Origin of the sequence: Candidatus Lernaella stagnicola (genome assembly GCA_030765525.1) — a bacterium.
GTDB lineage: Bacteria > Lernaellota > Lernaellaia > Lernaellales > Lernaellaceae > Lernaella > Lernaella stagnicola.
On sequence record JAVCCK010000019.1, the window covers coordinates 1 to 15361 of the forward strand.

The 15361-nt window shown below is 60.8% G+C and carries 11 protein-coding genes; 4 read left to right on the forward strand and 7 right to left on the reverse strand.

The window, feature by feature from the left end; genetic code table 11:
- The 3 genes from P9L99_08450 to P9L99_08460 all read right to left on the reverse strand — a co-directional run.
- Positions 1 to 1935: NB-ARC domain-containing protein (locus P9L99_08450; GenBank protein MDP8223374.1), on the reverse strand; the 1935-nt coding region annotated here is incomplete at its 3' end.
- 96 nt (positions 1936 to 2031) lie between these two features.
- Positions 2032 to 3336 (reverse strand): hypothetical protein, encoded by a 1305-nt coding sequence (locus tag P9L99_08455; protein ID MDP8223375.1) that lies wholly within the window; start codon positions 3334 to 3336, stop codon positions 2032 to 2034.
- Positions 3333 to 5357, reverse strand: a complete 2025-nt coding sequence (locus tag P9L99_08460) for a glycoside hydrolase family 2 TIM barrel-domain containing protein (protein MDP8223376.1) — start codon at positions 5355 to 5357, stop codon at positions 3333 to 3335. The genes P9L99_08455 and P9L99_08460 overlap by 4 nt, the downstream gene beginning before the upstream one ends.
- A gap of 183 nt (positions 5358 to 5540) precedes the next feature.
- On the opposite strand from P9L99_08460, the gene P9L99_08465 reads away from it, so the two are divergent.
- From P9L99_08465 to P9L99_08480, 4 genes are all read left to right on the forward strand, one after another.
- Entirely contained in the window at positions 5541 to 6776 is a 1236-nt protein-coding gene (locus tag P9L99_08465; protein MDP8223377.1) for a hypothetical protein, read from the forward strand.
- 290 nt (positions 6777 to 7066) lie between these two features.
- Positions 7067 to 8941, forward strand: coding sequence for a carcinine hydrolase/isopenicillin-N N-acyltransferase family protein (locus P9L99_08470; protein MDP8223378.1), 1875 nt, complete (start codon positions 7067 to 7069; stop codon positions 8939 to 8941).
- Positions 8938 to 10149, forward strand: coding sequence for a hypothetical protein (locus P9L99_08475; protein MDP8223379.1), 1212 nt, complete (start codon positions 8938 to 8940; stop codon positions 10147 to 10149). The genes P9L99_08470 and P9L99_08475 overlap by 4 nt, the downstream gene beginning before the upstream one ends.
- Positions 10150 to 10272: 123 nt before the next feature.
- Positions 10273 to 11241 carry a DUF5914 domain-containing protein gene (locus P9L99_08480; protein MDP8223380.1) on the forward strand — a complete coding sequence of 323 codons (969 nt, stop codon included), beginning with the start codon at positions 10273 to 10275 and terminating at the stop codon, positions 11239 to 11241.
- Here P9L99_08480 and P9L99_08485 read toward each other — a convergent pair.
- The 4 genes from P9L99_08485 to P9L99_08500 form a co-directional block, all read right to left on the reverse strand.
- Positions 11207 to 12709, reverse strand: coding sequence for an FAD-dependent oxidoreductase (locus P9L99_08485; GenBank protein ID MDP8223381.1), 1503 nt, complete (start codon positions 12707 to 12709; stop codon positions 11207 to 11209). The genes P9L99_08480 and P9L99_08485 overlap by 35 nt on opposite strands.
- Positions 12710 to 12725: 16 nt before the next feature.
- Positions 12726 to 13196: an SRPBCC family protein gene (locus P9L99_08490; GenBank protein ID MDP8223382.1), complete on the reverse strand. Its 471-nt coding sequence runs from the start codon at positions 13194 to 13196 to the stop codon at positions 12726 to 12728.
- A gap of 115 nt (positions 13197 to 13311) precedes the next feature.
- Positions 13312 to 13917, reverse strand: a complete 606-nt coding sequence (locus P9L99_08495; protein ID MDP8223383.1) for an SRPBCC family protein — start codon at positions 13915 to 13917, stop codon at positions 13312 to 13314.
- Between the two features lie 63 nt (positions 13918 to 13980).
- On the reverse strand, positions 13981 to 15249 hold the full coding sequence (locus P9L99_08500) for a hypothetical protein (protein ID MDP8223384.1): 1269 nt from the start codon (positions 15247 to 15249) through the stop codon (positions 13981 to 13983).
- Positions 15250 to 15361: the final 112 nt, after the last annotated feature.

Consider the following 15361-nt stretch of genomic DNA (forward strand, 5'->3'; position numbering starts at 1 on the left):
CTCACGCAGCCCCAAATCGCCCAGCGACCTTAGGCAGTTCGCCTCCCCCAAACGATGCCCGATCGCACGAAAAAGCGGCAGCGCCGAATCATACGAGGCTCGCGCCCCCGACAAATCGTCCTCACGCCGCGCCAAATCGCCCAGCGACCAAAGGCAGTTCGCCTGCGCGAGCGCATCACGTACTGCGTCCGCGTCCCGCTTTCCGGCAACCAAAAACCCGCGGCGCTCGGCAGGCAACCACGTAAGATTCGCCCACTGGGAGAATCCCGCCGCGAACCGCCCGGGCGCCGATTGCGTTGCACCCTGTTCCACGGTGACCCAACCGCCTGCCTCGATACGCAGCGCCGTTTTCCGCAAGTTCTCAGCTTCCATTTGCGCTTTTTTCATCGCCACATCGGCGTTTCGACCCGTGTCTTCATCCATTTCGAAAAGCAAACCGAGCATGGTCAACCAAAACCGCCGCGCATATTTCTTTTCGTCGTACTCGGCATCGGCTTTTCCGATCACCTCGCGCATAAGGGTGTGCAGGCGCACGCGCCGCAATTCGCCCCGCCGCTCCTGGATAACGACCCGCTGAAAGATAAGGCGGTCCAACATCGGCCAAGCTTCGTTTTCGTCGTTTCCCGACACCGCGATGACGTGGTCGCATCGCCCGCCGCTTTGCGGGTGAAACTCCCGTACCGCCCGCAGCAAATTCCGCGCGATGGCATTGTTTTCGAAATCTTTAAGGCTGAGGTACAACACGGCATCGACGATCCGCCGGTTACGCGCGTCTCGTTCCGATACGCCGCTCGTGTCGCCCGTACCAGCGGGCCGTAACGCCGCGCTGAGGCTTTCTTCCAAGCGCGAGGTCAAATCGTCGATCGCGTTATCAAAGCCGTCGATTGGTCCGCGAACCTTGATGTGACCGACGAGCACTTCCAGAGCTAGCGGCAGGCATTCGACTTTATCGGTGGCTATTGCCAGAAGTTTGTCGCGGTGCGCTTCGAACAGTTTGCCGAGTCGATCGGCGAAAAAGCGTTCCGTTTCAGCCACCGTGAAGGCCGCGACTTCGACCATTTCCGGCGGATGAACGGCTCCCGCGAACAGCGCCCGGTCGCGAGTGGTGATAATGGTTTGCCAACCGGAACCCTTTTGCGGCAGCAGCGCTTCGATTTGCGCGTACTTGTCGACGTTGTCCAACACCAAGAGGCCCGACGAGGCGGCCAGTAGCGCTTGGGCGTGATTTCGCAGCGCCAACTCCCACACCTGCCTGCCGGCTTTGGCTTCGACCTCGGGCGGCTTGCCGTCCAGGGCGATAATCAACGCCGTCAACGCCGCCGCCGGTTTGAAAAGTTCGTCGAGTCGCAGGAAGACGACGTTCTCGTATTTGTCTTCGCACGACAGCGCGAATTCCTGGGCGAGGTACGATTTCCCCACGCCGCCCATGCCTTCCAGGCTGACGCCGGTGATCCCCACGGCGGCGCCGTTCTCCAAAACCGATGCGATTTCTTCAAGCTTGCCGTCGCGCTCGATGTACCCTTCCGGCTCGGGAACGTCGGCGACGTTCTGCCAGATCAAATTGTCGACACGCTTGAGGGCCTTCTCCAACTTTTCGATTCGGCTCTGGTTTTTCTCGCCGTCTTTTCTCAGTTCGGCCAGGCTATGCCGCAAAATCCGCGAGAGGTCATACAAACCGATGTTGATCAGGTCCTGCTCTGTAGCTACGCGGTTTCGGGGTAGGAGATCGACGAGCTTGCGCGCTGCGTCGAGGGCCCTTCCCGCCAGCCCGAAAGTCGCCAAATCCGCCGCCGCCGCGACCACGTCGATTTGCGCGCTGAGTGACTCGACGAGTGTGCGACGGATGGTCTCATCCGCGCCGTGCAAAACCGCGTCGATGGCCTCCGCGACCATTTCGTATAGCCTGTCCACGTCGAGCAGTCTTGGATCCGTCATCAATCATTCCTGGGTTGAAGGAAGTTGCCGGCAGGGTATCACGTTTGGAAGAAAACGAAACCGCGTGGGATACTTGATTGAACGGATAATTTTATCCTACGTCGGCAATTCCTCGTCGACGGCGGCGAAGATGGCGACGGCGCGTTCGGGCGGAAAGCCCGGCGCAAAGCACCCGACCGTCAGCGTCATGGAATCGCCGTACCCCGACAGCCCCACCGCCAGGCCGGGCGGCCGCGCCGCCGGCACGACCAGTTCGGCGCCGCGCACCTTGGGGCTTCCAAACTCCAACGCCGCTTCTTCGATGGGCCCCAGGTTCGTCAACACGGGACACATGTTTTCGGAGCGAACGAGGTGCGAAAAGATTTTGCGATTCATCCAAAACTTAATACCGAACGGATACGGCGCGGCCAGCGCGGTGCCGATCGCCACGAAACTAAGCCCGAGATAGTGTTTCTTGACCTCGTCGACATCCGCTTTGACGCGGCGCAGGGTCTCGGCGAAATCGGCGCCGACGCCGGTGGGAAGTTGCGGCCAGAAAAAACCGCTGATGTTGCAGATGCCTTCGCCCCGCCCGCCGGGCATGTAGCGGCGCAGGTCGGCGGTGCAGGCCAGGCGCAGCATCGCGCCGTTGGGGTTCCCGGCTTCCCGAACCAGCGCGCGAAACATCGCCGCGACGACCATGTCGTTGAGCGTGGCGTCGACTTGCTTTGCGTACGTGCGCAGCGCCCGCAGCCGCTCCGGCCCGAAACGGTGAAAGACGAAGCGGTAATGTTCTCCCGATTCGGTTCCCGCCGGGAATTGCACGGTGGCAAAAGGCTTGTTGCTGCGCCTGACGTCCCGCACGAATTGGGCGAAGATACCCGGCAGCCGCCACGGCGCAAAAAGTTTGACCACTTGCCAGAGGCCGCGCGAACCGCGATTGATCGGCGGCCGATAGTCGGGCTCGTCGCCCAAGCGGCGGTAGATGTCGGCGATTCGGTACCCGACTTCCTTCGTGCCGCCCGCATCGGCCATCGCGTGGTTCACCTTGATCGCCAGCCGGTCACCCGCCGGCAGCGCCACGTGCAGCACGCGAATCTGCGGCCCGGTTTCGGCCACCAAGGGTTCGGCCAGGAACGAGTCGATATCCGTTTCGTCGCGGCTCTCCCGCAGCCAGTCGCCCCGGTCGAGCACGGCGTCGGGCAGCCGCCCCCAATAGGGGAACGCCCAGCGCCGTACGAAGCGGCAACCCAACACCGGCTCGGCGTCCATCGCCAGGCGCGCGGCGCGTCGCAAGCGGTCGTGATCCAGCGCCCCGGCAAATTCCACCAGCAAGTGAATCTGCGCGACGAAAATTCCGTCCATGCTGTAATTCCACGCGTCCGGACCTTCCACACGCAGCCGTTGCGGTATCGAATTCATCGGCCGTCCTCCGCCAACTCGCCGTAGATGTCCGAGATCAACCCGAACGATAGCTTTTCGGTCTCGCGGTCGTGTGTCAGCAGCCCTTTGAGGTTCATGCCCACGACCGGGTGCGGATTGCCCGTCGTCGGGTTCCACTCCATGCGGAAATCCGCCAGCACCCACGGCATCGTCCCCGAAAGGTAATCGCGGGCCAGCAATTGGTTCATCTGTTGTTCAAGGAACCAAGCCTGAAACTCCTCGCTGTAACTGTGGTCGGTCAGCGATTCGCGACCCGGCTCCTGCCCCTCCGGCAAATGACGGCCCGCCAAAGCCCCGGCGCCGAACTCGGTGGCGACGATCGGCTTGTCGGGAAAGAGGCGATGTATGGTGTCCATGCACTGCCCCGCCCCCGGGCTGACCTTACCCATGTACCAGCCGTAGTACTGGTTGACGCCCATGATGTCGACGTGCTCCAGCGTGAAATTGATCGGCACCTCGCACGTCTCGTTGGCGACCACGACGATCGTCGGACGCCACGGATCGAAACGCTTGGCCTGCGCGTTCATGTGGCTGGTCAGCACGCCGGAAGTCGGCCAGTAGCTACCGTTCTCGTTGCCCAGCGACCACGCGAGAATCGCCGGGTTGTTTTTGTCGCGCTCGATGACCTCCGCCATCTGCTGCGCGGCGACAGCCAACAAGTGCTCGTCCTGCATCTGCCCGAACTGCAATTGGTAGACCGGCGTTTCCTCGATGATCGTAATACCCGCCTCGAGCAGCGCGTCGAGCAAACGCTCGTCCACCGGGTAGTGGCCCGGCCGCGTGTGGTTCACGTGCAGTTGCCGCATGCGCTCCACGTCGCGCGCCACGGTTTGTGCGCTCTCCACCGGCCCGGAAGCCGCGTGGTCTGAATGACGATTGATGCCGCGCCAGAAATCGCGCCGGCCGTTGAGCATGATGCGGTTGCCGTCCACGCGCAGGTCGCGATACCCGAAGCGCACGCTTGCCTCGTCACCGCCCGCGTCGCGCACCGTGAGCACATACAGGTTGTCCGGCGCTTCGCGCGACCAAACTCGCGGCGCGTCGGTCGCCAACTTAAAGCGAAACATGTGCACGCCCGCGTAGGGCAAGGTGAGGCGTCGCGTACCGGAGGTCGTCACACCGTCCGGCCCGGCGAGTTCGAATTCGACGACCGTGCCGCCGCCGAAGCCGCCGTGGCGCACGCCCAAAGTCAGTTCCACGCCGCCCGCCGCCGACACGAAGCGCGGTTCGATTTTGAACAGCCAGTTCACGGGCAGCGTGTGTAACGATACCGGCCGCGTTATGCCGCCGAAGGGCCACCAGCCGTGCGAGCCGGGGTGGAAATACGTGTCGACCGGTATGGAGCCCCACGTGATGCGGTTGTCGGCGCGCACGACGACGACGTTGCCGGTTCGCTGCAGCAGGCCGATCGCCGGCGCGAATACGGGCGTGTACCCGCCGTGATGGAAGACGACTTCCGTTCCGTTCACATAGACCTGCGAGCGCAAGAAGATCGCCCCGAAGCGCAGGAACATGCTTTCCATCTCGGCGTCGGAAACTCCGGCGGGCACGTCGAAGGAACGCGCGTACCATCCCACGCCCTTGTAATCGAGCAGTTCCGGGATCTCGGTGGAGAAACTACCCGGCACCGCGATCTCGACCCACGCGCCACGGTCGTAGCTTTCGTCGAACCACTGCGCGTTTTGACCCACGTCGTCCGGGTCCGTCGCGAAAAGCCACGTCCCATCCAACGACATCACGTCCGTATCGTCGGCGGTGCGATGGGTCGGCACCGGCAATCCCCCGACTTGCACGTAGGGCACGTCTCCTTCGGGTAGCGCCGCATGTCGGCGATCGACATCCGGCATGTCGGACGCGTCGTTGTTGTCGTCATCGTCGCCATTCGGAGAGTTGTCGTCGATGTCATCATCGTCCGCGGCGCAGGCGAAACCGAGAAACGCGACGAACGCGATCAGCCCCGCAATGGCATGCCAAGAAACAGACGAACGTACAAACATCATACAAACCCCACCGTGTCAGCCGTGGTGCAAAACGTACCGGGCGCTTCGGCCCACTGTCAACGCTTCACCCCCGGTTTGCGGTTTCAACATTTTATGTTAAGTTTTCCTGCGTTGAATGAGAATGAATTGGCCTTCAATTCTGAATTCCGCGGCTTCTGCGGATTGCATGGCAAAGGTGTCACGTTGAAAAGTCTATCTCTCCCCTTGTCGTTTTTGTGCCTTTTATTCCTTTTATGTATCGTGCCTGCGTGCGCCGATGACGATGCGGACGATGCCGAGCCGCCCGATTACGACGAGTGGATCGCGCAGGGCAAACATTATCTCATCGACAATGACGCGGAACACGCGGCCCGCGCTTTCAACGAAGCCTTGGAGTTGCAGCCCGACTCCGTCGACGCCAAATTCGGTTTGGTGCTCGCCGGGCCCATGCGCCTGCTTAATTTTGTCGATCAGATCCTCAGCACGATCACCAACATCACCTTCGACAACGATTGGCAGAAACAACAAACCGAACGCGACTACAACGAAGAAAACACGCACCCCATTCATCTTTATCTCGTCGAGAAACTCGGTTACGTCGTCTGGGACGGCGAGGCGGCATACGCCGATCTCTTGACCGAGACGAACCTGCAATTCCAACTCGACGAGTTGACCCTCTCCATCGATGAAGCGCCGCTGTTGAGCTTCGGCGGCGAGTTCGACGAAGCCGACCTGCACTTTTTCGCCGCGCTCAATTCGGCGCTCAACGGCGTGATCCACATCCTATTGGCCCACAACCTTTCCTTCGACTACACGGCCATCGGCGTCCCGCTCAGCGATGAAGAAATGCACATCATCGAAACGATCGATATGATCATCGGCCTGCTCGACGGCTTGCTCGCCAGCGAGACATTCCCCGATTTCATGTATCTGCTGGAGGAAGGCGGCGTCGAAAATATGCAGGAGGCAGGCTGCGCGCTCGGGCACACGTTTACCCGCTTAGATGAAATGCTCGCGGCCCTCGCTGCGGAAACCGACGACCAAAGTGACGACCAGATCCGCTTCGACGATCTAAACGGGAACGGTCACTTCGATCTCGGTGTTGACGATCTGTTGCTTGGCGACGTCGTGCTGGATGCGGAACTCGCCGTGGAACTCGAAACCCTCGCCGTGAATTACAGCGCGGCTTTTTACGAGGGCACACCGCACGACGTCAATTCGCAGACTATCGAAACGTTGCACCTGGCCGACCTCAACGGCCTGCTCACGGCTCTGGGCCTCTTCCCGCTGGAACTCGGCCCGCTCACCCTCAACGGCCTGCCCGACTTGGGCGGATTGCCGGTCGGCCCCTTCTTTGCCGACCCGGCGCCGGATGCCGTCCGCGGCGCGTTGCAGTTCCTGGTAACCCTATGGACCGATCCAGGTTCCTTGTTCGATTAACACGGCCACTTCTGATCAAGCGTGTTGATGACGACAACAGTGGCCAAGCGAAGGATAGACAAACGTTTCAAAGCCCGGAAAAACACCGACGGGCCGGGCCGCGATACCGAACGATCACAGCGCGATGGACGAATCCGCCTCGACCGCTGAATTTGCAAGCCGTCGGTGAAACATCAACGCAGCGGACTATTTGCCTGCTTTCGTAAAGAGAGGAGCGAGCCCTGAAGACTGCAACGCCCTTCCACCATCGTCGGAGATGGCTTCTGTGGGGATTCGTCGCCGTGGCGCTCATGGTTGCTTCTTCGTTCTGGTTGATCTCGTGCGATTACTTCTTGTACGAATCCTCCCAGCCGCCCTATTACGAAACCTACACCGTGACCGGCACGTCCTACGAACGCGGATTTCAGCACGGTGAACATTTCGCAAGCAAAATCCGTTCGATGTACACGCGCTTGCTGTCAACATCGATATTTCCCTACCTGAACCGCGAGCGGGCCGACGTGGCCAGCGTGATGCTTCGGTATCAGGACGAGGAAATTTACGGCGACGGCAAGTTCTCCTATCAGATGATGCTCGAATCCGGATGGGACCTGTTGGAGTACATCCCCGACGAATACATCGAAGAAATGCAGGGCATCGCCGACGGCGCCAACCTGCCCTTCGAACAGATACTCGTCATGAATACCTTCTTCGACACGTTGATGGGGTTCCGTTCGATCACCTTCTTCATCAAGCTGCAGCAGTCCCCCTCACTACTCAGTGTGGAAGTTGTCGGCACCGACAGTGACGGCTGCGATAATGATGGCGACGGCGAGATCGACGAAACGCATGAAGGCTTGATGGATCCCTACGAACCACACTCATTCGCCGCCATGGTCGAAATCCCCACCGATGCCGTTTTCCGCTTCGTCATCGACGACGACCGACCCGGCGTCGACGCGGAATCCGTTCGCGTTCAATACGGCGAAACCGTCTATACCACCGACGACTCCAACATCGAAGTCGTGCCCTACGCGCGCGACGGCAAAACCGTCATGGCGACTTTCACGCCGCCCGGTGACATGGAGCCCGGAACTGCCATCTCGCTGATGCTGCAAGCGACCGACCTGCAAAAGTTCGTCCGCACGCCGCCGCACCATCCGCGGTCGATGCGCGACGAGCGCCTCACCTTCACTACTGCCGGCTACGGCAAAATGCCTTGGCAGGTGCCCAACCAAGGTGTGGACGACGGCCGTTCGCAACCGCCCGCCTTGGGCTTTGCGGTGCGTGGCTCTGCCACGAAAAACGATGAAATGATTCTCGCCCACAACTTCGCGATGCTCGATAGCGACATCGCCCACAAGCACCCGGTGCTCATCATGCACGTGCCCGACAACGGCCGCGCTTTCGTGGCCGCGGGCTATCCGGGCATCGTGTGGGGCTTCTCCGGCATGAACGAAGACGGCCTCTCCTACCTCTACAACTCCTCCGATACGCTCAGCAACTCGTTCACCGCCTCCTTCAATGAAGGCTTGATTTTCGGTCGCTTGAAACCGGCCGGCGTACCCATTGGCATCATGGGCCGCGAAATGCTGCGCACCTCCGAGAACGTCGAGGACGCCGTGGATTACTTGTCGGACAAAATGCCGACCTTCGGCTGGAACTTCTTGCTCGCCGATGCGCAGGGCCAGTTCTCCGTGGTGGAAACGGAGGGCAATATCACCGATAAACCCGAGGGCGGCGTTTTCGCCTACGGAGCGGACCCGAACGATCCCGCCAACCTCGACCAGTACGGACAAATGCTGGCCAGCGTCGGCCCCGACGACTTGTTCACCACCTCGCACTTCCAGAAAAACCTCGACGAGATCGGCTACTCGGTGATCAATTTCACGATCCAGTCCCAGCGCTATTGGAGCAGCTTCTACCTGCGCTCGGTGCGCGCGTTCTGGAATCTCGCCGACGCTCTCGATGAAAATTACGGCGATATCGACGCAGAGCGCGCCAAGCAGCTTCTCGCCCTCCGTTTTCTCGAAGATCAACGCGACGGCATGTTCTCGGTCGTCATGGAACCCGATAGCCTGCGCGTGCACGTCGCCGCCGGCCGTGTCCCCTGCACCACCGCCGGGTTCAAGGAGTTCAATTTCGGCGAGGAACTAGCCGAAATACGGAAAGGAACCAAACCATGAGGGCCGCGGGATTTGTCGCGGTCTTGTTGCTCCTTTGCCTGCCGCTGAATGCGGCCGCCGGGTTTACCGAAACCTTGCCGAAAAGCACGTGGATGCTTGACGTCTTCTATTTCATCTCCGTGGTCGAGGACAAATGGAATAAGGATGGCGAATTGGTCCCGCTGATCGAGGAAATGGTGCGACACGAACCGGGCGCCGGCAAACAAGGTATCCTGAAACCCGCCGCGCACGCCGAACTGCAAATCCTCGGCTTCCTCGTTCAATACGGCATCACCGACACATGGTCGCTGGGCTTCGGCCTCCCGATCATGGTGGTCGCCGAAGTTGACCCCCGTTTCGGATGGGAGGAAGGTGACTATCAGTGGAACCTCGGCCGCTCCTATACCGAAAGCGATTTCTGGGAGTGGGCCGGTTCCATGGGCCAGCCCAAGCCGGGGGCATGGCGCGGTAACGAATGGACGCCCGGCGATATCCAGGTCGGTACGCGCTGGCGCTTCACCGACGGCTTCACGAGTTTCCGCCGCGCCGGTTGGGCCATGGCGCTGACCGGCCTCGTGGTCATCCCCACCGGCACACAACCCGAGCCGGAAGATGTTGTCACCTCCGGCACCACGTCCTGGGATCTGCATTCCAACGGCGATCTCGGCCTGCACTTCGGCGTCGATAAGTTCTTCCCGGACAAGCTCGACAGCCGCCTCGTGTTGGGCGTCGACCTTTTCCACGAGGTCTTTCTACCCAAAACCTACGAATCGCCCACCGGCGAAAAGAACCCGCTGATGCTCACGTACGCGCCCTACACCGGCAAGCACTACACGATCGACGGCGGCGACTGGACCGGTGCGTCGTTCCAAGTGGATGTTGTGCCCATCAGGGGGCCCGCGCTGGGCACGTGGTTGGTTAAGGGCGACGCGACCAAGGCCGAGGCGCTGCCGCCGCTGGTCACCCTCAGCTTTCGTTACACCTTCATCCAGTTGCAGCAATCCGACTGGGATTCCGAATCCGACGTCTGGGATTACGAACGCGAAGAGGAGTGGAAGCCCGGCTACAAGAACATGTTGTGGGGCCAAGCGACGCTCAGCCTTTTGCGTCTCGGCGTGCCGCTCATGCCTTACGTGAATTATCGCAACCTGACCTGGCTGCCAAGCAAATGTGCCCGCGCGCCGAACGTGTACGGCATGGGCACGCGCGTCCTGCTCAAATTCTGGTAAGCCTCCGCGAGTGACCAACGGCCGTCGCCCTTGTGGCGGCGGCTTTTGTTTTCCGGTACGGTTATCTTATTCGTACGGGTTGGCTCGGCACCAAACGCTGTCGACCCGCCGAAAGGGATAGCCATGGGAAAAATTATTCTGTTCGGCAAACGACTTCCGTCAATCGATGCCCAAAAAATCTCGCCGGAACCAGACTGGAAACAATGCGACCCCGCCTTCATCCGCAAAGCGCTGCGGCACGCGCTCCAACGCCCCAGCGGCGGGTGGTACGTAGTCGATGACGCCGTCGCGATCGGCACGCAACCCAAGTCGTACGAAATCGACGGGCGCGAACTCGTCGCCTTCCGCTGTAACGGTCGCATCGTCATCGGCCAAAACTCCTGCCCCCACCTCGGCGGGCCGCTGGCCGGCGGACGAATCCGCGACGGCAAGCTCGTCTGCCCGTGGCACGGCCTGGAAATCGACCCCGAAACCGGCCATGACCACTGGCAGGCGTTTCCCGTGTACGACGACGGCCTGCTCGTGTGGGTGCAGATGGGGTCGAAAGACGAGGCCACGCCCAAACCCATCCTGGCGCCGCGGCCCGACCCCAACCGCTCCATCGCCGCCATCATTCGCCGTGAAGCGGCCTGCGAGCCGGACGACGTTATCGCCAACCGCCTCGACCCCTGGCACGGTCACCACTACCATCCGCACACCTTCGCGTCGCTGGTTGTCACCGATGTCTCGATTGAAAGGCTCACGCTGCGAGTGGCGTATCGCGTCCTTGGCCCCTTCTGTGTAGAGGTCGACGCTACCTTCCATTCACCCGAACCCCGCACCATCGTGATGACCATCGTCGCCGGCGAAGGCCTCGGCTCGCTCGTCGAAACACACGCCACCCCCATCGCCCCCGGCCGCAGCGTCGTGACCGAAGCCACAATCGCCACATCCGAAAGACCGGAATTCCGCTTTGCCCTCAAAATGGGTTCGTTGATCCGACCGCTAATGAAAAAAGCCGCCCATCGCTTGTGGTTGGAGGACGCGGCGTATACCGAACGCGCTTACGCGCTGCGCACTAAGAGTCGGCGTTCGCGAAAAGACCGCGCCTAGAAATCGACCACACCGCCTCACCTCGCACGTCCCAGCTTGCGAGTAACCGGTTAGCCGCCATAAAGCCCGACGCCGTCGCCCGCTCCATCAGCGCGCTCGGGATCGGCAGGCGCACGAAATCGCCCGCCAGCGCCAGCCCGTCGAAGGGTGTTTCCACGGTCGGCCGGGTCGCGTGACTGCCGGGGGCGAAGGCCGGGCAATCCTGTCGCAGCAGAAATCGTTCTTCCAGAATCGCGACCTTCTGGGTCTCCGGATACAGTTCGTGCAGGTATTCCAAAAACTCCGCTTTGATCGACGCCTCGTCGCGCTCATCGGGAACCGCATAAGCATGCAGTTCCACCACGGAACCGCCCGCACGCAAAGCCCACCGGCGACTTTCACCCTCGAACAACTCGAAAAGCGAGATGTTGTCGAGCAAGCCAAGTCCGGCTGTACCCACAAAAGGATGACGACCCGAAATCGCGGGCTTGTCCAGCCACACACGCCACACCGCAAAGGGCAGCGTGAGTGCAAGGCCGTCCACCCGCGCGCGCCACTCCCCGTCATCCAGCGTCGGCGACGCGGTGACAATTTCCTGCAGCGCCGACGCTGTCACGGCTAGTACGACGGCGTCGGCGTCGATGGCCGTGTCGTTTCCGGTCCCGACGCGCCACCCACCGTCTTCCCGCCGTGTGACCTCCGTTGCCGTCGTTTCGAGACGAATCTGCACGCCCAGCGACTGCAAATAACGCGCGAACGGCCGCCACAACGAATCGGAGAACGCCTCGTTGAGCACGTCGAAAATCAAGCCTTCTTCGTTGCCGAGAAAGTAGAAGTGGAACATCATCAGCAGTTCGCCCGCCGACATGCGTTCTTCCGGATTGAAAAACGAGTGCGAGAACACATCAAACAACATGCGTCGCGCCTGCAGCGGGAAATTCAGGGAGTCGAGGTACTCCCGCGCCGTGCCCGCGTCGAACTTGCGATAAGTCGCAACCGGATCGTATTTCAGCATCTCCAACGCGGCCGTTCTGTTGGAACGCATCACGTCGCCGAAAGTCATGTGCGGCGTGCGCATCACCAGACGCATCACATTCCATGGTGCCTTGCGCGGCAATTTCTCAAAGCTCTCCACCGAGCCGTCCGGCCCGAAAATTGGATAATCCGCCAGCGGCGTGAGGCTGCGCCCATCCGGATCAATGCGTTTGAGCAGTTCGCGTAAGTTGTAATACTGGCGAAAAAAGGCGTGAAAACCCCGCTCCATCTCGAAGGCTTCGCCGCTCGCCAAGCGGTCGGTCCAACCCCCTACCCGCCCACCGAGGTAGCCTTCCCGCTCGATCAACGTGACCGACGCGCCGCGCTCGGCCAGCACGACGGCCGCCGCCACGCCCGCCAAGCCGCCGCCTACCACGGCCGCATGTTTGCGTGGTTCAAGCCGTTCCTGCGATCCACTGGGTTGGGGAAAGCGTTGCGCGCGATTTTTCGCCATCGTCTCGCTCCTTTTTTTATCCCGAGGGCGCGGCTTGACCGGATCGCCGCCATTCTTCTTCCACCAAGTTCTTGATACGCCCCATGACCTCTTCCATTTTGTTCCGATGAATCTGGTGTCCGATCTTCTTCCAGGCGTATCGCATGAACGCGCCTTGCGGCTCGATCACGGCCTCATGCACGAGCCGGGTTCCCGACGCCTTCGTTTCGGCAAGTAAAAAAGAAATGGTGCCGCGAAAAATCCCCTCGGTAATATCGGTGCGCATCTCGTGCGGCGCGTCCAGCGCCCTGATCTCCACCAGCCACGACGGATCGGTCGGCAGCTTAATCGTAAAGTGAACCTGCATGCCGACCCGCGCTTCCTTGCCCCGTGGGAAACGGATCTTCAGCCGGTCGTCACGACTCCACTGAGCGATCTTGTCGCCCTCGGTCAGGTACGGAAACACGAATTCCGGAGGTGCAGCGATTTTGATCTCGTTTCGCGTCAAGGTTCGAACCTCCTTGGTCGCTCTTTTGCTCGTCTTATCCGACCAAGCCGAAACATTCGTCGCGCAGATGAACAAGATAAGGGTCACCATGAACGAACGGCTTGTCACGCTGCCCTCACTCGATCTCGTCCGCCACATCGTCCGTCACTCGAGCGCTGTAATCGGCCTCGACGATTTCCTTGATCTTCGCCATGAATGACTTCATTTTCTGGCGATGCATGTGCTTGCCGAACATCTCCCACACGATCGTCGTGAGTGTTCCCACCGCTTTGATGCGCATCTCGTGCACGAAGCGCGTCCCCGCCTCGGTCGGTTCCAACAAGTAGGCGAAGTCGCCGCGCAAAACCCCGTCGACAAACTCCGTGCGCACTTCATGCGGCCGGTCGAGCTTGATGATCTCCATCATGAACCAGGGGTCCGTCGGCGCCTCGATCGCCACCCGGATGTGCTTGCCGATCCGCGGTTCCAAACCATCGGGGAATGTCACCGAAACGGTGTCGTCCTTCTGCCAACGAGCAATTCGATCTTCATAAATCAGATACGGATACAAAAAGTCCGGCGGGACCTCGATGTCGATCTCCAGCTGGTACACGCCGTGGTCTTTATGCGTCTTCACATCGCGGGATGACGGCTGCCGCGCCGTCGCGGTCGTCACCCATGCCAACGTCGTCAGCACAAGTAAAGCGATCCACTTCCTCGAATTCCCAGCGCCGAAAAGCATACAAGCCACCCCGCAAAAAACGCCGCTCTCCTAATCTCATCGCCGCTTTTCTATATCACCGATTCAGTAACGCCACGTCATGGAAAGCGCGCCTCCCAAAACGTAGCCACTGCTGCGTAGCATTTGGCCGTCTTTCGTTCTTTTCTCCCGCGGCCATAGCAACAACGCCGGCACGGCTGCATCAAACGACAGCGGCGCGTCGAGCCACTTCGGCTCCACGCTAAAACCGGCCCCCGCCGCCACTCGGTGACGCGGGCTGTCCAGAATCGCGTAATCCTCGCTACCCACCCGGTCGAAAGGCGATGGCTCGTAGGCATAGCCGGCGCGCACCTCCCATTCACCTCCCGGCCGATAACGCACCCCGACTCGCGGCACGAAGATATCCCGCCCGGACAGGTCCGCCTCCCGGTGCGAGTTGTTACCGCGCCTCACCTCGTCGTCGAATTCCGCCCACAATTGCGCCTCGGCCTGTAACGTCGCGCTCACGATCGCGCCGGGCGCGATACCCACGGCGGCAACCCATTGATTCGGCGTAAACGAGTCTTTGAACTGCATGATCGTCGGGAACTCATCGATCACGGTGTCCCCGGCTTTCGGCGTCGTGAAACCAGTGACGGGGTTAACGACCGCCTGCACCTTGCCGCGCCACACCAGACCGACGACCACCGGTCGCGTTTTGAATTGAAGACTCACGAGCGGCGAAAAGGTCGGCGCACCGGTCAAGCGAATCTGCTCGTTTTCCGTCGACGAGGTAATCTGTACGTCCTGAATCAGGTTCACCTCCGCGCTATACGACATCAAATACCCGACACCCACATTCAACCACTCGAACACGCGCCCGCCCAAACTGTGCGCCAGCGCGAACGAACGAATTCCATAACGCTTGAATTGGCCCCGCGGCTCGTTCACTTCGTCGAAGGCGACAATGCGCGAGAAATTGTCGTCGACCAGCATGTTCATGCCCATGCCGACGGGAACATCCGGCTCAAACATCCGCCCCAGCGGCCAACCCAGCGACATCGAAAACACCTTGTTCGCCTCGGTGAAGTCGTACTCCTTCCCCGCCGGGCCGCCACGTAAGAAAGGCTGAGCGTAAATGTAACAAGGGGTCAAGGAATTGTGCGCCAGATCGGCTAGCGCCGCCGGATTATGAAACGCCGCGCCCGGCCCGGCCACACCCTCCGCCCGCGCCCCGGCCAAGGCAATATCCGCCGGCACAACTCCGTACATGAGTGCCAGATGCTCGTGACCCGCCTGTGGTGCGCCGACGGTTAGCAGCAACAGCAACAAGCACACGCCGCACGCCGTCGCCCAAAGTCGGAAGTGGCCCAATATGACGTCCCCAATGAAGTTATTTGAAATACAAATATATCAATAAACGACCCCGCGCACCATGTTAATTTCGGCGACGCTCGTTTGGCTTGTCTTGCCGAGCGTGGGCTGA